At 72.7% G+C, this 16,890-nt stretch carries 15 protein-coding genes; 9 read left to right on the top strand and 6 right to left on the bottom strand.

Going from position 1 to position 16,890, the window contains the following annotated elements; genetic code table 11:
* Nucleotides 1–30: 30 nt before the first annotated feature.
* Nucleotides 31–681: a DUF3153 domain-containing protein gene (locus AB0H12_RS14610; protein WP_499623395.1), complete on the bottom strand. Its 651-nt coding sequence runs from the start codon at nt 679–681 to the stop codon at nt 31–33.
* Nucleotides 682–786: 105 nt separating this feature from the next.
* Between AB0H12_RS14610 and AB0H12_RS14605 the strand changes: the two genes are divergently transcribed.
* Together AB0H12_RS14605 and AB0H12_RS14600 are read left to right on the top strand one after the other, a co-directional pair.
* Nucleotides 787–2,466, top strand: a complete 1,680-nt coding sequence (locus AB0H12_RS14605) for a DUF885 domain-containing protein (protein ID WP_499623394.1) — start codon at nt 787–789, stop codon at nt 2,464–2,466.
* An 87-nt stretch (nt 2,467–2,553) separates the two neighbouring features.
* On the top strand, nt 2,554–3,180 hold the full coding sequence (locus tag AB0H12_RS14600) for a CHAP domain-containing protein (protein WP_499623393.1): 627 nt from the start codon (nt 2,554–2,556) through the stop codon (nt 3,178–3,180).
* A gap of 43 nt (nt 3,181–3,223) precedes the next feature.
* Here AB0H12_RS14600 and AB0H12_RS14595 read toward each other — a convergent pair whose 3' ends face one another.
* Together AB0H12_RS14595 and AB0H12_RS14590 are read right to left on the bottom strand one after the other, a co-directional pair.
* Nucleotides 3,224–3,784: a GNAT family N-acetyltransferase gene (locus AB0H12_RS14595; RefSeq protein ID WP_499623392.1), complete on the bottom strand. Its 561-nt coding sequence runs from the start codon at nt 3,782–3,784 to the stop codon at nt 3,224–3,226.
* The gene (locus AB0H12_RS14590) at nt 3,781–4,281 is read right to left on the bottom strand and encodes a YbaK/EbsC family protein (protein ID WP_499623391.1); all 501 of its coding nucleotides are present in this window, start codon (nt 4,279–4,281) and stop codon (nt 3,781–3,783) included. Before AB0H12_RS14590 ends, AB0H12_RS14595 begins: the two co-directional genes overlap by 4 nt.
* A gap of 182 nt (nt 4,282–4,463) precedes the next feature.
* Here AB0H12_RS14590 and AB0H12_RS14585 point away from each other — a divergent pair, with 182 nt between their 5' ends.
* On the top strand, nt 4,464–4,877 hold the full coding sequence (locus tag AB0H12_RS14585) for an SAV_6107 family HEPN domain-containing protein (protein ID WP_230566714.1): 414 nt from the start codon (nt 4,464–4,466) through the stop codon (nt 4,875–4,877).
* Nucleotides 4,874–5,638, top strand: coding sequence for a maleylpyruvate isomerase family mycothiol-dependent enzyme (locus AB0H12_RS14580; RefSeq protein WP_499623390.1), 765 nt, complete (start codon nt 4,874–4,876; stop codon nt 5,636–5,638). Before AB0H12_RS14585 ends, AB0H12_RS14580 begins: the two co-directional genes overlap by 4 nt.
* 117 nt (nt 5,639–5,755) lie before the next feature.
* Here AB0H12_RS14580 and AB0H12_RS14575 read toward each other — a convergent pair whose 3' ends face one another.
* Nucleotides 5,756–7,348: an alkaline phosphatase D family protein gene (locus AB0H12_RS14575; protein WP_499623389.1), complete on the bottom strand. Its 1,593-nt coding sequence runs from the start codon at nt 7,346–7,348 to the stop codon at nt 5,756–5,758.
* A 23-nt stretch (nt 7,349–7,371) separates the two neighbouring features.
* On the opposite strand from AB0H12_RS14575, the gene AB0H12_RS14570 reads away from it, so the two are divergent.
* Nucleotides 7,372–8,082: a VOC family protein gene (locus AB0H12_RS14570; RefSeq protein WP_499623388.1), complete on the top strand. Its 711-nt coding sequence runs from the start codon at nt 7,372–7,374 to the stop codon at nt 8,080–8,082.
* Between the two features lie 69 nt (nt 8,083–8,151).
* Here the strand turns inward: AB0H12_RS14570 and AB0H12_RS14565 are convergent, their stop codons facing one another.
* Nucleotides 8,152–9,045, bottom strand: a complete 894-nt coding sequence (locus tag AB0H12_RS14565) for an RNA polymerase sigma-70 factor (RefSeq protein ID WP_499623387.1) — start codon at nt 9,043–9,045, stop codon at nt 8,152–8,154.
* 137 nt (nt 9,046–9,182) lie between these two features.
* Here AB0H12_RS14565 and AB0H12_RS14560 point away from each other — a divergent pair, with 137 nt between their 5' ends.
* From AB0H12_RS14560 to AB0H12_RS14545, 4 genes are all read left to right on the top strand, one after another.
* Nucleotides 9,183–9,917: a class I SAM-dependent methyltransferase gene (locus AB0H12_RS14560; RefSeq protein ID WP_499623386.1), complete on the top strand. Its 735-nt coding sequence runs from the start codon at nt 9,183–9,185 to the stop codon at nt 9,915–9,917.
* 73 nt (nt 9,918–9,990) lie between these two features.
* Nucleotides 9,991–10,635, top strand: coding sequence for a GntR family transcriptional regulator (locus tag AB0H12_RS14555; protein WP_499623385.1), 645 nt, complete (start codon nt 9,991–9,993; stop codon nt 10,633–10,635).
* A gap of 1 nt (nt 10,636) precedes the next feature.
* Nucleotides 10,637–11,632: a 1-aminocyclopropane-1-carboxylate deaminase gene (locus AB0H12_RS14550; RefSeq protein ID WP_499623384.1), complete on the top strand. Its 996-nt coding sequence runs from the start codon at nt 10,637–10,639 to the stop codon at nt 11,630–11,632.
* A 181-nt stretch (nt 11,633–11,813) separates the two neighbouring features.
* Nucleotides 11,814–12,059 (top strand): hypothetical protein, encoded by a 246-nt coding sequence (locus AB0H12_RS14545; RefSeq protein ID WP_499623383.1) that lies wholly within the window; start codon nt 11,814–11,816, stop codon nt 12,057–12,059.
* Between the two features lie 192 nt (nt 12,060–12,251).
* On the opposite strand, the gene AB0H12_RS14540 is transcribed toward AB0H12_RS14545, so the two are convergent.
* On the bottom strand, nt 12,252–16,805 hold the full coding sequence (locus tag AB0H12_RS14540; RefSeq protein WP_499623382.1) for an ATP-dependent helicase: 4,554 nt from the start codon (nt 16,803–16,805) through the stop codon (nt 12,252–12,254).
* Nucleotides 16,806–16,890: the final 85 nt, after the last annotated feature.

Below are 16,890 nucleotides of genomic sequence, written 5' to 3'. Positions count from 1 at the left end.
GCGGGCGCGACGGAAGACCGGCCCGCGGGCTCAGGCGACTTGGTGGCGGCGGTGGGCGACGATCGCGAGGATCAGCACGATGAGCGCCGCACCACCCGTCAACCCGGCCACCAGCACGGTCCAGCCGACGTACGACACCGAGTTCGCGCCCGCGTAGCGGACCGTCGCGCTCAACATCGAGGCCTGGCCGGGCTTCGGCGACCACGCGATGGTCGCGTTGTCCTCCTCTCGCCCGTTCGTGTCGATGATTTCACCCGGAAAGCTGATCTTCACCTGGATGTCGGCGCGCTCCGGCGGCACCTGCGTCAAGTCGACCGACCCCGACAGCGTGACCAGGTCACCGGACCGCCGGAACGTCAGCTGGTAGCGGCTCGACGACGCGCTCGTCGCCACCGACAGCGCCCGCACCTCGTCGAACGACAGCCCGTTGAACGACAGCTGCGTGCCGACGTAGTCGTCCACCTTGTACGGCTTGGTGCTGACCCTGCTGGCCAGCTCGTTCGGCACCTTCAACTGCGGGCCGGGGTCGTTGTCCTTGGTCGGCGGTGTGGCGGCGGTGATCTCGCCGGACACGCGGTCGTCGGTGGACAACGCCATGGCGGCGTGCAGTCGGACGCACCCCGTCAGCGCGAACAGCGCGAGGAGGAGAACCGGCAGGAGGAGCGCGGAGGCCCTGGGCACCTGGCCATCCTGCCGGCCACGGTCAAAAGTTGACTGCCGACACACGATCGTGAGCGTGGCTAATTACCTGTTGGAGTGACACGGCCCGGAGGTAACGTGCGGCGCATGTCAACCTCCTCCGCCGGCGTGCACGGCATCAGCAACCAGTTCGTAGCCGATTACGCGGCCGCGGACCCGTTGACCGCGACGTTCATCGGCAAGCCCGGCCACGACGACCGGCTCACCGACTACTCGCCGGAGGGGCACGCCGCCCGCAAGGAGCTCTCGCAGAAGGCGCTCGCCGCGATCAACGCCGCCGAGCCCGCCGACAAGTCGGAGGCCGACGCGAAGGCCGTGTTCCTGGAGCGCGTCGGCCTCGACGTCGAGCTGCACGAGGCCGGCCAGATGGAGGGCCAACTCAACGTCATCGCGAGCCCCGTGCAGTCGCTGCGCGAGGTGTTCGACCAGATGCCCACCGAGACCGCCGACGACTGGGCCGTGATCGCCAAGCGGCTCACCGCCGTGCCGGACGCGGTGGCGAACCTGCGCGCGGGCCTGGCCTACGCCGCCGACAAGGGTCACGTCTCGGCGTTGCGGCAGGTCAGCAAGGTCGCCGAGCAGTGCGACACCTGGGCGGGCCGCGCCGGCGGCAAGTCGTTCTTCGCCACCCTGATCGCCGACGCCCCCGCGGACGGCGCGCTGCGCACCGAGCTCGAAGCGGGCGCGAAGGCCGCCGCGGAGTCCTACGGCGACCTGGCCGCGTTCCTGCGCGACGACCTCGCGCCCAAGGCGCCGACGAAGGACGCCGTCGGCGAGGACGTCTACCGGCTCCAGTCCCGCTACTTCACCGGCTCCCGCCTCGACCTGGCCGAGGCCTACGAGTGGGGCTGGGAGGAGTTCACCCGCCTCGAGACCGAGATGAAGCAGGTCGCGAACCGGATCAAGCCGGGCGCCACCCTCGCCGAGGCCGCCGCCGCGCTGGACGACGACCCCCGCTACCTGGTGCACGGCAAGGACGGCCTGCGGTCGTGGATGCAGGAGTTGTCGGACAAGGCGTTGCAGGACGTGCGCGGCGTGCACTTCGAGCTGCCGGACGAGCTGATGAAGCTGGAGTGCCGCATCGCGCCGCCCGGCGGCGGCGTCGGCGCGTACTACAGCGGCCCCACGCCGGACTTCTCCCGTCCCGGCCGCATGTGGTGGTCCGTGCCGGACGACAAGGAGACGTTCTCCACCTGGCGCGAGGTCACGACCGTCTACCACGAGGGCGTGCCGGGCCACCACCTCCAGGTCGCCACGGCCGTCTACCAGGCGGGGAAGCTGAACGAGTTCCAGAGCCTCCTGTGCTGGGTGTCGGGCCACGGCGAGGGCTGGGCGCTGTACGCGGAGCGGCTGATGCGCGAGCTCGGCTACCTGGAGGACGACGGCGACCTGCTCGGCATGCTCGACGCGCACCTGTTCCGCGCGGCCCGCGTGATCATCGACATCGGCATGCACCTGGAGCTGGAGATCCCCAAGGGCACCGGCTTCCACGAGGGCGAGCGGTGGACCCCGGACCTCGGCCTGGAGTTCATGCTCACCCGCACCATCACCGACCCGGCGCACGTGCGCGACGAGATCGACCGCTACCTGGGCTGGCCGGGCCAGGCCCCGTCCTACAAGCTGGGCGAGCGGCTGTGGCTGGCGGCCCGCGACGACGCCCGCGCCCGGCACGGTGACGCGTTCGACCTGAAGGCGTTCCACCGGCAGGCCTTGGAGATGGGGGCCATGGGACTGGACACTCTTCGTGAGCGGCTCACGGAACTCTGACCCGACCCGGTGACCTCGGCCTCACGCCGAGGTCACCGGATCAGGTGTTTGATGTCGTGGGTGAAACGACCGTAGGGGGACGACCTGATGACCGGACGTGCGATGCGTGCCGCACTCGGCGTGGTACTGGCCGGCGCGCTGCTGGTCGCCGGGTCGCCCGCCCTCGGCCAAGCCCAACCGCTGGGCGACCAGGCCGAGTGGCGCATCCGGCAGGAGATCGTCGACAACGCCCTGCGGCAGGTCGGCCAGCGCGAGGGCAACGGCAACTACTACCCACCGCAGTACCAGGTGGCGGGCCAGGGCGTGCTGCGCCCGGCCGAGTGGTGCGGCGTCTTCGTCAACTGGGCCTGGACCACCGCCGGCGTGCCGGACAGGCCGTCGATGCGCCCGGCACCCGGCGCCTCCGTCCTGGACCAGGGCCACTGGGCGACCTACTGGCAGAAGTGGGGCAAGGCCAACGGTCGGTGGAAGGACATCTCCGAGCGCGACGTGGCGCCCGGCGACGCCGTCGTCTACGGCAACTACCCGGACATGCACGCCCACGTGGGCCTCGTCGTAGAGGTCAAGTACGACCGGACGGGGCGCAAGGCCACCCACGTCCGCACGGTCGAGGGCAACTTCGGCGAACGTGTCGTCTACTCGAAGCTGCGCAAGATCGAAGGCCTGAACGCCGGCAAGTACCTCCAAGCCTCCGGCTTCGTCTCCCCCTTCTGACCCCGCCCTCACCCCGTCCACCGGCAGAGCCGGCTTCACCGACTCACTCGAGCGGCAAAACCCGTCCCAACACCGCGAACGGCCGCGGATCGCCGGTGAACTGGTAGTGCCGCAGCACGTCCACGAACCCGACCCGCCGATACAACCGCCACGCCTTGCTGGGCCCCTCCGGCGTGGACAACAGCACCCGTGAGCTGGGCACACCCTCCACCAGGTTCCGCAGCAACTGCTCGCCGACCCCTCGCCCCTGCGCCCGCGGCAGCACGTGCAGCTCGGTCAGCTCGAAGTAGTCGTGCATCCACTCCTCGACCGCCCTCGGCCCGGACACCATCGTCAACCCGTGCCGCACCTGCTCGTGCCACCACTGGCCGACCGAACCCCGGTACCCGTACCCGATCCCGATCAGCTCGTCCCGCTCGCCCAGCGCCACCACGCACCGCCACCCGTCGCGCAGCATGTGCGCCAACCACATGGGTGCGCGCTGCTCGGCCGTGCCGGGCGGGTACTCCATCGCGCTGACGTAGAGCGCGAGCGCCTCGTCCAGCCGGGAGTTCAACTCCCGCGCGGACAGCGCGACGACCCGCTGGGACGGCGCGGCGGTCACTGCGCGACCTCGGCGGGTGTGCCACCGGTCAGGTCGAGCAGGCCCGAGTACGTCGTCGGGTACACCGCGTGCGGGTGCCCGGCCGCTGCCCACACCACCTCGTACTGCTCCAGGGCGACGTCCACGAACGTGCGGATCGGCGCCGGGTGCCCCACCGGGGAGACGCCGCCGATCACCTGCCCGGTGTGCTCGCGCACGAACGCGGGTGTGGCCCGTTCGATCGCGTCCGCGCCCGCGAGCACGGCGAGCTTCGCGGTGTCCGCGCGGTGCGCGCCGGAGGTGAGCACGAGCAACGGCGTGGCGACGCCGTCGCGGACCGCGGCGAAGATCAGGCTGTTGGCGATCGCGCCGACCGGCACGCCCACCGCCTCGGCCGCCGCGGCGGCGGTGCGGACGGCGTCGGCCAACACGCGGATCCCGTTCGCCGCTTCATGATGGCCCGCCTCGGACAGTGCGGCGGCCACCTTGCGGATGCCGGGGTGGTCGAGTGCGCTCACCTGTTCATAAGACCACGGGCGGTCGGCTTGAGGAGTTCCGGGCCGGCAGGATAGTCTGGTCTGGCTCGAACGTTTGTTCGAGCAATGCCTTGGTGGTGGGGTGGGGGAAGCGCCCCACCACCAAGTGCCGCCGTCTCCCCGCGGCGGTCGTCGCTGTCCCGACGCCGCGAGGAGGCCGCGAGATGACTCAGACCTTCCCCCGCCGCATTCCCCTCCCGCTACCACCGGCGTCGGCGGTGACCCTGCTCGGACAGGCCCGCGAGTGCCTGGCCGAGGCCGAACGGGACCCGAACCCGCCCACCCGCTTCGCCACGGCCTACCTGGCCGCGATGCGGGCGGCGGCGGCCGTGCTGGCGGCCAGGGGCCGCCCCCACCGGGGCCGGGCCAAGCCGACCAGCGTGTGGGTCCTGCTGCCCTCCCTCGCGCCGGAGCTGCGCGAGTGGGCCGCGTTCTTCGCCGAGTGCTCGGCGACGCGCGCGGCCGTGCTGGCGGGCATCACCAGGCAGGTCACCCAGCGCGCAGCCGACGACCTGGTGCGCCAAGCGGCGCAGTTCACCGAGTTGGTCGACGAGATCATGTACGAGGACGGACTGTGAGCAGGGGACTGGTCGCCTACGACCGCCTGATCGACGTAGTGGAGGCCGAAGCCGAGCGCCTGGCGGCGTCGGCCGAGGGACAGCGCCCGGAACGCCAGGTGCCCGCGTGCCCCGGGCTCAACCTCGGGGAGACCGCGCGACACGTGGGCAGCACGTACCGGATGGTGTCGACGTGGCTGAGGGAAGGCAGCCAACCCCTGGTGTGGCAACAGGACCCGGAGCCGGGACAGCCGTTGCCGGAGTACGTGCGCGCGGGCGTGAGGCCGCTGGTGCGGGCGTTGCGGCCGCACGAACCGGACGACCCGTGCGAGACGTGGTGGCCCGCCGAGCGCAACCACAACTTCTGGGCACGGCGGCTGGCGCACGAGTCGACCGTGCACCGGATGGACGTGCAGGCGGCGGCGGGGTTGCCGATCGACCCGGTGGACGACGACGTGGCCGAGGACGGCGTGGACGAGATCCTCACGCTCTGGCTGGGTCACCGGCTGGACATCCTCGGCGTGCGCGGCACGCGCGAGGGGACCGTGGCGATCCGCACCGGCGACAAGGTGTGGCTGGCCACCACCGGCCCCGACCCGGCGGTGGCCAGGCTCGTCACCGACGGGGAGGTCTCGTCGGCGAACGGCGAGGTGACCGGGACCCCCATGCAGGTGTACCGCTGGTTGTGGGGCCGGATCCCGGATCGCGACCTGCCTCCGACGGCCGGCGACCACGACGCGATCGCGCAGCTGTGGGCCTTGTTGAGGCTGGCCACCAAGTAGCGGCTCACGTGCGTCCGCCGCCGGCGCCCACCCGGCGGCGGACGCGCTTGCCTCCGCCCTGGCCGTTGTAGTTCCAGGCGATGACACAAACCGGAGCCGCCGAGCCACGAAGCCGCCTCACAGCTCCAGGGCGGTGACTTCCTCCAACCCCTCACCCGTCGCCGTCTCCAACCGGAAGCGCGCCGCGCGGCCGTCGATCTCCAGCACACCGACCGAGTTGCCGAAGTGCGGGCCGCTGAGCTTGTGCCACGCCACCGGGTCCGGCGAGATGCCGCGCCGGTCGGCCCACCACCGCAGCACCCTGGCGATCGGCTTCGACCACGACAGCCGGAACGCGGGCCGGAACACCCACGGCGGCTCGTTGTGCACCGGCGAGCACACGAGCTGGTACACCTTCGCCCTCACCGACCCCGCCGCCCCGGCCGACGAGGCGAACGTCGCCCGTGCCGCGTAGCTGTGGTGCACGTCCCCCGACAGCACGCACACCGTCCCCGGCGAGCCCTCGGCCCCCGAGATCCGCTCCACCAGCCGGGCCATCCGCTCGAACGACGCCCGGAACGCGGGCCAGTGCTCCAGGTCCGCGACCTGCCGCACCTTCTCGCCCACCCGGCCCCGCCACCCCGGCAGACCGGCCATCCGCTCGTTCAACGACTGGAAGTGGCTCAACGCGTGCGGCATCAGCCACGGCAGCGACGAGCCGACCAGCAGGTGGTCGAAGTCGCCCTGGGCGTTCTCCTCGATCCAGTCGAACTCCTCGTCGCCCACCATCAGCCGCTGCGGCCCGGCCAGGATGCGCCCGCTGCGCGTGTCGATCACCAGCAGTCGCACCCGGCCGAAGTCGCGCCGGTAGCTCCACTGCGTCGACTTGCCGCCGTCGACCTCCCGATCCGCCTGCTCGGCGAAGTCCTCCAGCAGCTCCCGCACGTCACCACCGGTGGACCGCACCTTGGCGTACAGCTCGTCGGTCGCCAGCTCGTCCGGGCTGAGGTTGCCCAGGTGCTGGTAGACCCAGTACGACGCGAGCCCCGCCCGGATGCGCTCCGGCCACCAGCGCTTGGTCGCCATCTGCTCGCGCCACGTCCGCGAGGTGTTCCAGTCGTCGCGCACGTCGTGGTCGTCGAAGATCATCGACGTCGGCACGACGGACATCAGCCAGCGGATCTCGGGGTCGGCCCACGACTCGTGGTACAGCTCGGCGTACTCGCGGAACGACACCACCTCGCCCGCCGGCTCCGGTCTGCGCTCGGCCAGCCACCGCTTGACCCGCGGCGTCGGTTCGTCGGCGTAGACCTGGTCGCCGAGCAGCACCAGCGCCTCCGGCCACCGCTCCCGCGGCTCGTCCTTCATCCGCAACGCGTAGGCGTCCAGCGCGTCCGGTCCGAGCTTGTCCGGCGTGCCCTCGCCCTTGGCCGCGCGGCACGACCCGAACAGCAGCCGCCGCACCGGCGTGGTGCGGATGCTCGGGGCCGGGAACGGCGAGTCCGGCGGCGGCCAGACCACGTCACCGTCCAGCCTCACGTCGTAGGGCGTGGTCGTGCCCGACTCCAGCCCTTCGACCACCACCAGGGCGAAGTGCTGCTCGCCGACCTGGAACGTTTCGGCGCGGTGGCCGGCGACGGCGACCTCGCACGCCCCGTCGGTCTCGACCCACACCGTGGCCGAGGAGGAGTCGACGTGCCGCAGCACCGGACCGAGAACCAGCTGAGCCATTGCGCAGACGTTACCTTCGGACCATGGCAACGAGGTGGTGCGATGTGGTGGTGGATTCGGCCGATCCAGCCGCGCTCGGCCGGTTCTGGTCGGCCCTGCTCGGTCAACCGATCACCGGTGAGGGCGACGACGAGGTCGACGTGGCGCTGAGCGCCGGGCAGGAGCTGGTGTTCGGGCTCGTGCGGGACGTGAAGGAGGTGAAGAACCGGGTGCACCTCGACCTGGCGTCGACGTCGCCGGAGAACCAGGCGGCGATCGTGGCGCGGGCCGTCGAGCTGGGCGCGAAACCGATCGACATCGGGCAGGGCGACGTGCCGTGGGTGGTCCTGGCGGACCCGGAGGGCAACGAGTTCTGCGTGCTGGAGCAGCGTGACGAGTACGCGCACACCGGTCCGGTGGCGGCGGTCGTGGTGGACGCGTCCGACCCGCCGGCGCTGGCCGCGTTCTGGGCCGGTCCGACCGGGCTGCCCGTGACGCGCGCGGCGGCCGACTTCGCGTCGTTGACGCAGGAAGCCGGACCGTCGCTGGAGTTCGTGCGGGTGGCCGAGCCGAAGGTGGTGAAGAACCGGCTGCACCTCGACCTCGCGCCGTTCGCGGACGGCGACCTGCCGACCGAGGTCGCCCGGCTGGAGGCGTGGGGCGCGGTGCGGGTGGACGTGGGGCAGCTCGACGTGCCGTGGGTCGTGCTGGCCGACCCGGAGGGCAACGAGTTCTGCGTGCTCACCCCCCGCTGAGGAGGCGCCGGCACCCCGCCGACCCTTCCGTCGCCCGACACCTCCTGTCGCCCCGTCGACACGTCGGCCTCACCGCAGGGTGAGTGCCGTCTCGGCCCCGACCCGGGTCAGCTTCTCCGGGTTGCGGACGTAGTAGAGGCCGGTGATGCGGGCGTCCTCGACCCGGATCGCCATGACGCCGTCGATCTCGCCGTCGAAGCGCACGACGAGCGCCGGGTTCCCGTTGACCACGACGGGGTCACCGGTGAACGTGCTCTCGAGCCGCCCCAGACCGCCGAGGACCATCCGGATCACCCGGTCGGCGCCGGTGACCGGCCGCGGCACGGCCCGCTTGACGCCGCCGCCGTCGCTGACCAGCACGACGTCAGGGGCCAGCACGGCGAGGAGGCCCTGCACGTCCTCGGCTTCGAGCGCGCGCCGCAACGACTCCAGCGCCGCCCGTGCCTCGTCCGGCGAGACCGCTTCACGAGGACGGCGGGCGTCGACGTGCCGGCGGGCGCGGTGCGCGATCTGGCGGACGGCCGCGGGGGTCTTGTCGACGGCGGCGATCTCGTCGTAGCCGACGTCGAAGGCCTCGCGCAGCACGAAGACGGCGCGCTCGGTCGGCGACAGCGTCTCCAGGACGAGCATCAGCGCCATCGACACGCTCTCGGCGAGCTCGAGGTCCTGGGCCACGTCCGGCGCGGTGAGCATCGGCTCGGGCAGCCAGGAGCCGACGTACGCCTCCTTCCGGCGCTGCACCGCGCGCAGCCGGTTGAGCGACTGCCTGGTCGTGATCCGGACCAGGTAGGCGCGGTGGTCGCGCACCTGCGCCAGGTCGACCTCCACCCACCGCAGCCAGACCTCTTGCAGGACGTCCTCGGCGTCGGCGGCCGAGCCGAGCATCTCGTACGCGACGGTGAAGAGCAGGTTGCGGTGGGCGACGAAAGCCGCGGTCGCCGTGTCGGTGGTGTGCTCGGCCATCAGCCGGTCCACGCGGTGTCGAGCTGCGCCATGGTGTCTCCTTCGTTCCCGGGCGGTCACAAGACACCGCGTGGTCGGGAGTTGTGACAGGTGCGTGGCGCGGATCACGCCACGGAGCGCGATCGTTAGGCTGAACCATGGTTCGGTTGCTGGACAACGAGTCGCTGGAACGGTCGTCGGTCGTGGCGAACTGCGCCATGAACCGGGAACGCGGGCTCACCGGGTCCAACGGCTACGGCCGCGAACTCGGCATCGACGTCGTCGACCTGATCACCGACCGGTTGTCGCGGGGCGGCGAGACGTTCCACTGGCTCGACCTGTGCTGCGGCACCGGCACGGCACTGCTGGAATGCGCCCGGCTGGTGGACGACCCGAGGCTGCGGATCACCGGTGTCGACCTCGTCGACTTCTTCGCCGGACCGCCGCACGCGGGGGTGGAGCTCGTCACGGGCCCGGTGGAGTCCTTCGCCCCGCGACGTTCCTTCGACCTGGTGACCTGCGTCCACGGCCTGCACTACGTCGGCGACAAGCTCGACGTCCTCGCCCGTGCGGCGTCGTGGCTGACCGCGGACGGCGTCCTGGTGGCGAACCTCGACCTCGCCGCGGTCGTGTCGGCGGACGGTCGCCCGTGGGGCCGCCGGCTGACCGGGTCGCTGCGGTCGGCGGGGTTCGACTACGACTCGCGACGACGCCGCGTCAGGTGCGTCGGGCGCAGGCAGGTCGACCTCCCGTTCCACTACCTCGGCGCGGACGACCAGGCCGGCCCCAACTACACCGGCCAGCCCGCAGTGAACTCGCACTACGCCGACGCGACCCCACCGGTTAACCGCAGATCAACTGAGCCGCGGGGCCCCGCTGGTCACCTCCGCTGAGCCCTGATCACTTCAACTGAGCCAGGACACGACTTCTGGTGATCTTGTCGGTCACCGTCTACAGTGCGCCGGTATGCAATATATTAGCCGCGCCTTGTACCGCGACCAGGCGTTGGTCGCGATCCGCGAGGCGATCCTGGGCGGCGACCTGGCGCCCGGCGTGCCGATCAAGGACGTGGAGCTGGCCGACCGGCTGGGGCTGTCCCGGACGCCGGTGCGCGAGGCGTTGGCGCGGCTGACCGACGAAGGGCTGGTCGAGAGCAAGCCGCACAGCTACACGCGGGTCACGCCGCTGGACACGGCGGCGGTGCGTGATGCGCACGTCGTCGTCCAGGCCATGCACGCGCTCGCCGCCCGGCTGGCCGCGCCACGCCTGGTCGAGGCGGACCTGGACGCGATGCGTGCCGCGAACACGGCGTTCGCCCACGCCCTGGCCTCCGGCGACGTGCCCGCCGCGCTCGCCGCCGACGACGAGTTCCACGCGGTGGCCGTGCGGAGTGGTGGCAACTTCGCCGTCACGGCCACCATCGAGCGCTACACGCCCCTGGTGCGCAGACTGGAACGGCTGCGGTTCGCCGCGCCGACCGGCCGCCACTCGGTGGCGATGCACGACGAGATCATCACCGCCTTCGCCGCAGCCGACGCCGACCTCGCGGCACGGCTGGTCGAGCGGAACTGGGCGACGTTGGCAGACCTGTTCCCGGGTGAGGAGAACTGACATGGCGCTGGGCGATTTCGAGCGTTTCCCGCTGACCTTCGGCCCGTCCCCGGTGCACCGGTTGGAGCGGCTGACCAGGCACCTCGGCGGTGCGCGGGTGTGGGCCAAGCGGGAGGACTGCAACTCCGGGCTGGCCTACGGCGGCAACAAGACCCGCAAGCTGGAGTACCTGGTGGCGGAGGCGTTGGCGACGGGCTGCGACACGTTGGTGTCGATCGGCGGCGTGCAGTCCAACCACACGCGCCAGGTCGCCGCGGCGGCGGCGCGGGCCGGGCTGAAGTGCGTGCTGGTGCAGGAGAGCTGGGTCGACTGGCCGGACGCGGTGTACGACCGGGTGGGCAACATCCTGCTCAGCCGGTTGATGGGCGCCGAGGTGCGGTTGGTCGAGGCGGGCTTCGGCATCGGCGTGAAACCCGCGTGGGAGCAGGCGATCGAGGACGTGCGCGCGGCCGGCGGCAAGCCGTACGCCATCCCGGCGGGCGCGTCGGACCACCCGCTCGGCGGGCTCGGGTTCGCCGGGTGGGCGGCCGAGGTCGAACAGCAGGAGGTCGAGCTGGGCGTGCGGTTCGACACGATCGTCGTGTGCTCGGTGACCGGCAGCACGCAGGCGGGCATGGTCGCCGGGTTCGCGGGCAGCGGTCGGCGGGTGATCGGCATCGACGCCTCCGCCGAGCCGTGCGACACCCGTGCCCAGATCACGCGCATCGCCAAGAACACGGCGGACCTGCTGGGCGTGAAGGTGACCGACGAAGACGTCATCCTCGACGACCGGTTCCACGAAGGCATCTACGGCGTGCCGGGTGAGTCCACTGTGGACGCCATGAAGCTCGGTGCCCGGCTGGAGGGCATGATCACCGACCCGGTGTACGAGGGCAAGTCGTTGGCGGGCCTGGTGGAACTGGTCTCCACCGGCGAGATCCCGCGCGACTCCGACGTCCTCTACGCCCACCTGGGCGGCCAGCCCGCGCTCAACGCCTACAGCGCGTTGTTCCGCTGAACTCCCCCGGCCGCCGGGTCGCGTGAGTTCCCCCGGCCGCCGGGTCGCGCTCAGCGGTGGCCAGGCGGAACGGCGGCCAGGGGGGGCGGTGTGCAGCGCTGCGTCGAACAGCCGCATCTCGCGAGCTGCCTGGTCCGTGTGCCGCCAGAACGCCAGGGGCAGCTCGAACTCGGGTGAGCTCGTGGGCGAGCCCGACCAGGTCGTCGAGGGTCAGGCCGAGTTCGTTGTGGTCGAGGAAGTGCGAGACCCCCGACAGGGCGACACCCGGGATGCGCTGGAGGCCCGGGAGGCGCTTGAGGTGAGCCATTGCGGCGGCGAGCTCGGCCGTCGTGCGCTGTCAGCTCGCCACGAGGGCCTGGCGTCGATCATCGGTCACGCCGACGGTGTGGCCGACGAGGCAGGTCGCGTGGGGCAGGTCGCGTCGTGAGGCAGGTCGCGGGGGCAGACCGCGTCGTGAGGCAGGTCGCGTGAGGTCGGTGGCTGGTGCTTGGTCGCGTGAGACTGCTTGGTCGCGTGAGACCGGTTCGCCGTGCGCCGCCGCCTCCTTTCATCCCGGCAACGTCAATGGTGTGCCGAAAGTTTCCGGTTCGCCTCCCCTTTCGGGTGATCTCGGTGGGTGTCACGCGCGCAGCCGCAATCCCTTGGGGGTGGCGCGGAAGCCCGCGTCCTGGAGGATGGCCGCCAAGCGGGAGCCCAGCGCCACTTCGCCATCCGCGCGCTGCACGGCCAGTTGTCCCAGCCAGCCGTCGCGCACGGCTCGGCTCAGGGCTTGCGCCGCGGCGCGCAACGGCTCCTCGTCCTCGGTGAACGACAGCAGCGAACGGCCGCCCCGCTCCACGTAGAGCGTGGCCAGCCCGTCCACCAGCACGACCAGCGCACCGGACTTGCGGCCCGGCCGGTGCTTGCCCTCGCCCGACGGCTCCGGCCACGCCAGCGCCGCGCCGTAGGGTTGCGCCGGGTCGGCCGCCGCCAGCACGACGGCGTCCGGCGTGCCCGCGTGCTCCTGCCCCGGCGATCTCGACGACGCCCGCAGCCGGTCCACCGCACCCCGTGCCGCGAACTGCGCCGCGCCGAGCCCTTCGACCACGTACCCGCGCACGACCTGCCCGGACTCCTCCATCGCGCGCAGCACCCGGTACACGCCGCTGAACCCGCCGGTCACCCGCTCGGTGTCCAGCGCGCCACGCGTCAGCACGCCGTGCCGCTCCAGGAACGCCTCGGCCCGCGCGTGCGCCCGCCGCGTCGCGTCCACGGCGGGCACCACGGCCAGCGACCACCGGCCCGCCACCGTCGGCGGCCCGGTGCGGCTGGGCATGTCCGGTCTGCCGGCCCGCATCCGCGCGTACCGGCCACGTGGCGCGGCCCGCCGGGGCTTGTGCGCCGTGCCGCCACCCGCGACCAGCGCCCGCAGCGGCGCCAACGTGTCGTTCGTGACCACGCCCGCCCACACCAGGTCCCACAGCGCGCCGACGACCTCGCCGTCCGTCGTCGGACCCTGCAACGACACCCGGTCGACCAGCTGCCGGAAGAACAACGCGCCGCCGCCCAACGCCTCCACCACGGCGGTGTGCAGCGACGAGTCCGGCATCGCCTCCGGCACCAGGTCCGGCAGCAGCAGGTCGGCCACGTCCGCCGGCGCCAACGCGATCCAGCCGTCGCCGCCGGCCAGCGAGCCGCACCCGGTCCACGTCACCTCGCCGGACGCGGTCAGCTCGTCCAGCAGCGCCGGGCTGTAGCCGGGCAGCCGCGAGGGCAGCACCAGCGACTCCACCGCGCTCGCGGGCAGCGGCGCGCCCGCCAGCTGCTCGACCACCGAGTACACGTCGTCCACGGTCGGCGCGGACCGCAGCCGCCGACCCACGCCGTGCCAGCCCGGCAGGAACCGGCCCAGCGCCGCGGGCTCGACCGGCTCCACCTCGGCCCGCAGCCGGGCCAGCGACGCCCGCCGCAACCGCCGCAGCACGTCGGCGTCGCAGTACTCGGTGTGCGTCCCACCGGGTCTGAGCTCACCGCGCACCAGCCGACCGGTCGCCGCCATCCGCTCCAGCACCCCGGTCACCACGGCCACGCCGAGCCCGAACCGCTCAGCCACCTCCACCGCCGGGAACGGCCCGTGCGTGCGCGCGTACCGCCCGAGCAGGTCGCCCAACGGGTCGGCCACCGGCTCGGTGAACACCTCCGGCACGCCCACCGGCAGCGCCACGCCCAACGCGTCGCGCACCCGGCCCGCGTCCTCGATGCCGATCACCCGGTCCTCGCCCGCGATGCGCACCCGGATCGCCCGCCGCTGCGCCACCAGGTCCGCGAGCCACTCCGGCCGCACGCCCCGTGCCAGCGCCTCCGCCTCGGACAGGTCGCCGAGGAACCGCAGCAGGTCCGCCGCGCCCTCCGCGTCACGCGCGTGCCGGTCCGGCGCCAGGCGCTGGAGGTTGCGCTCGACCTCCTCCACGACCTCCGGGTCGAGCAGCTCCCGGATCGCCTCCGAGCCCAGCAGCTCCGCCAGCAGCGCCGAGTCCAGCGACAGCGCCGCCGCCCGCCGTTCGGCCAGCGGCGCGTCCGCCTCGTACAGGAACATCCCGACGTACCCGAACAGCAGGCTGCGCGCGAACGGCGACGGCGACGGCGTCTCCACCTCGACCACGCGCACCCGCCGCGCCCGGATGTCGGTCATCAGCTCGCGCAGGCCGGGCACGTCGTACACGTCCTGCAGGACCTCGCGCATCGCCTCCAGCACGACCGGGAAGCTCTCGTACTTCGCCGCCACCGACAGCAGTTGCGCCGCCCGCTGCCGCTGCTGCCACAACGGCGAGCGCTTGCGCGGGTCGCGCCGGGGCAGCAGCAGCGACCGCGCCGCGCACTCCCGGAACCGGGCCGCGAACAGCGCCGAGCCGCCCACCTCGGCCACCACGACCTGCTCGACCTCCTCCGGGTCGAGCAGCACGTCGTCCGCGCCCGCCACGACCTGCGCGCCGTCCAGGTCGACCGCGTCGGGCAGCCGGATCACGATCCCGTCGTCGGAGTGCGCCGCCTGCACCTCGATGCCGCGCCGCTCCCGCAGCCGGGCCGCGATCGCCAACGCCCACGGCGCGTTGACCTGCGCCCCGAACGGCGAGTGCACCACCAGCCGCCAGTCGCCCAGCTCGTCGCGGAACCGCTCGACCAGCACGACCCGGTCGTTGGGCACGTGCCTGGTCGCCTCACGCTGCTCGCCCAGGTAGGCCAGCAGGTTCGACGTCGCCCACGCGTCCAGCCCGGCCGACGCCGTCCGCTCGGCAGCCTTCGCGTCGTCCATCGTGGACACCTCGCGCAGGAACTTCCCCAGCGCCCGCCCCAGCTCCAGCGGACGGCCCGGCGCGTCGCCCTTCCAGAACGGCATCCGCGCGGGCTGACCCGGCGCGGGCACCACGATCACCCGGTCGTGGGTGATGTCCTCGACCCGCCACGACGACGTGCCCAGCAGGAACGTGTCGCCCACCCGCGACTCGTAGACCATCTCCTCGTCCAGCTCGCCGACCCGCGAGCCCGGACCCCGCTCGGACGGCGGCGTCATCACCGCGAACAGGCCCCGGTCCGGGATCGTGCCGCCCGAGGTCACCGCCAGCCGCTGCGAACCCGGCCTGCCGCGCAGCTCGCCCGTGATCCGGTCCCACGTGATCCGGGGCCGCAGCTCGCCGAACTCCTCGCTCGGGTAGCGGCCAGCGAGCATGTCGAGCACGGCCTGCAGGGCCGATTCCGGCAGCGCGGCGAACGGCGCGGCCCGCCGCACCAGCCCGGACAGCGCCTCGACCGTCCACGTCTCCATCGCCACCATGGCCACGACGTGCTGCGCCAGCACGTCCAGCGGGTTGCGCGGGTACCGCACGGCCTCGATCGCGCCGTCCCGCATCCGCTCCGCCACCACCGCGCACGACACCAGGTCGCCGCGGAACTTCGGGAACATCACCCCGCGCGACACCGCGCCCACCTGGTGCCCGGCCCGGCCGACGCGCTGCAACCCGGACGCCACCGTGGGCGGCGCCTCCACCTGCACCACCAGGTCGACCGCGCCCATGTCGATGCCGAGCTCCAACGACGACGTCGCCACCACGCACGGCAGCCGCCCCGACTTCAGCTCCTCCTCGACCACCACCCGCTGCTCGCGCGACATGGAGCCGTGGTGGGCGCGGGCGATCGCGGCCGAGCGCTGGGTCGTGACGCCGGACTGGGCGGGCGCCTCGGCGGGGAACCGCTCCAGCTCGAAGGCCTCCTCGGCGAGTTCGTTGAGCCGCGCGGTGAGCCGTTCGGCCAACCGCCGGGAGTTGGCGAACACGATGGTCGACCGGTGCTCCCGGACCAGCTCCAGGACCCGCTGCTCCACCGACGGCCAGATCGACGCGCGCTGCTCCGCGCCCGCCGCCGAGCCCGACACCTCGCCGGTGGGCTCGCCGAGCACCGACATGTCCTCGACCGGCACCTCGACCTGGACCTGGATCGTCTTGGCCGTCTTCGGCTGCACGACCCGCACCGGCCGCCCGCCCGCGAGGAACGCGCTCACCTCCTCGACCGGCCGGACCGTCGCGGACAGCCCGATCCGCTGCGCGGGCCGTTCCAGCAGCGCGTCCAGCCGTTCGAGGGACAGGGCGAGGTGCGCGCCGCGCTTGGTGCCGGCCACCGCGTGCACCTCGTCGACGATCACCGTCTCGACACCGCGCAACGACTCCCGCGCGGCCGACGTGAGCACCAGGAACAACGACTCCGGCGTGGTGACCAGCACGTCCGGCGGTGTCCGGGCGAACGCCCGCCGCGCGTCCGCCGGTGTGTCGCCGGTGCGCATGCCCACCGTGACGTCCGGTTCGGGCAGCGACAGCCGGTGGGAGGCCTGCCGGATACCCGCCAGCGGCGCCCTGAGGTTGCGCTCCACGTCCACCGCCAGCGCCTTCAGCGGCGAGACGTACAGCACCCGGCACCGCCGCTTCGGCTCGTCGGGCTTCGGCGTGGACGCCAGCCGGTCGAGCGCCCAGAGGAACGCGGCCAGCGTCTTGCCGGACCCGGTTGGCGCGATGACCAGCGCGTGCTCACCGGCCGCCGCCGCCTCCCACGCGCCCGCCTGCGCCGGGGTGGGCGCGGCGAAGGCCCCGGCGAACCACTGCCGGGTGGCGGGGGAGAAGGCGGCCAGGACATCCACGCCGTCCATACTGACCCAAAGGTCCGACAGTGTTGGATTGCGCCGACGCGACCTCGCGGGGTGGGACGGCTGTGGCACGATCACCCCGGCTCGA

It is taken from the genome of Actinosynnema sp. NPDC023794 (assembly GCF_040639675.1).
In the GTDB taxonomy this organism is placed as follows: domain Bacteria; phylum Actinomycetota; class Actinomycetes; order Mycobacteriales; family Pseudonocardiaceae; genus Actinosynnema; species Actinosynnema luteola.
The sequence above is the reverse complement of the archived record's forward strand: the minus strand, read 5'-3'. Positions and strand labels throughout refer to the sequence as shown.

What these genes read in the sequence shown, in the direction of transcription:
- AB0H12_RS14605 (WP_499623394.1), top strand. Translation starts at nt 787, where the DNA reads ATGTCAACCTCCTCCGCCGGCGTGCACGGCATCAGCAACCAGTTCGTA.
- AB0H12_RS14600 (WP_499623393.1), top strand. Translation starts at nt 2,554, where the DNA reads ATGACCGGACGTGCGATGCGTGCCGCACTCGGCGTGGTACTGGCCGGC.
- AB0H12_RS14585 (WP_230566714.1), top strand. Translation starts at nt 4,464, where the DNA reads ATGACTCAGACCTTCCCCCGCCGCATTCCCCTCCCGCTACCACCGGCG.
- AB0H12_RS14575 (WP_499623389.1), bottom strand. Translation starts at nt 7,348, where the DNA reads ATGGCTCAGCTGGTTCTCGGTCCGGTGCTGCGGCACGTCGACTCCTCC.
- AB0H12_RS14570 (WP_499623388.1), top strand. Translation starts at nt 7,372, where the DNA reads ATGGCAACGAGGTGGTGCGATGTGGTGGTGGATTCGGCCGATCCAGCC.
- AB0H12_RS14565 (WP_499623387.1), bottom strand. Translation starts at nt 9,045, where the DNA reads ATGGCCGAGCACACCACCGACACGGCGACCGCGGCTTTCGTCGCCCAC.
- AB0H12_RS14560 (WP_499623386.1), top strand. Translation starts at nt 9,183, where the DNA reads ATGGTTCGGTTGCTGGACAACGAGTCGCTGGAACGGTCGTCGGTCGTG.
- AB0H12_RS14555 (WP_499623385.1), top strand. Translation starts at nt 9,991, where the DNA reads ATGCAATATATTAGCCGCGCCTTGTACCGCGACCAGGCGTTGGTCGCG.
- AB0H12_RS14550 (WP_499623384.1), top strand. Translation starts at nt 10,637, where the DNA reads ATGGCGCTGGGCGATTTCGAGCGTTTCCCGCTGACCTTCGGCCCGTCC.
- AB0H12_RS14540 (WP_499623382.1), bottom strand. Translation starts at nt 16,805, where the DNA reads ATGGACGGCGTGGATGTCCTGGCCGCCTTCTCCCCCGCCACCCGGCAG.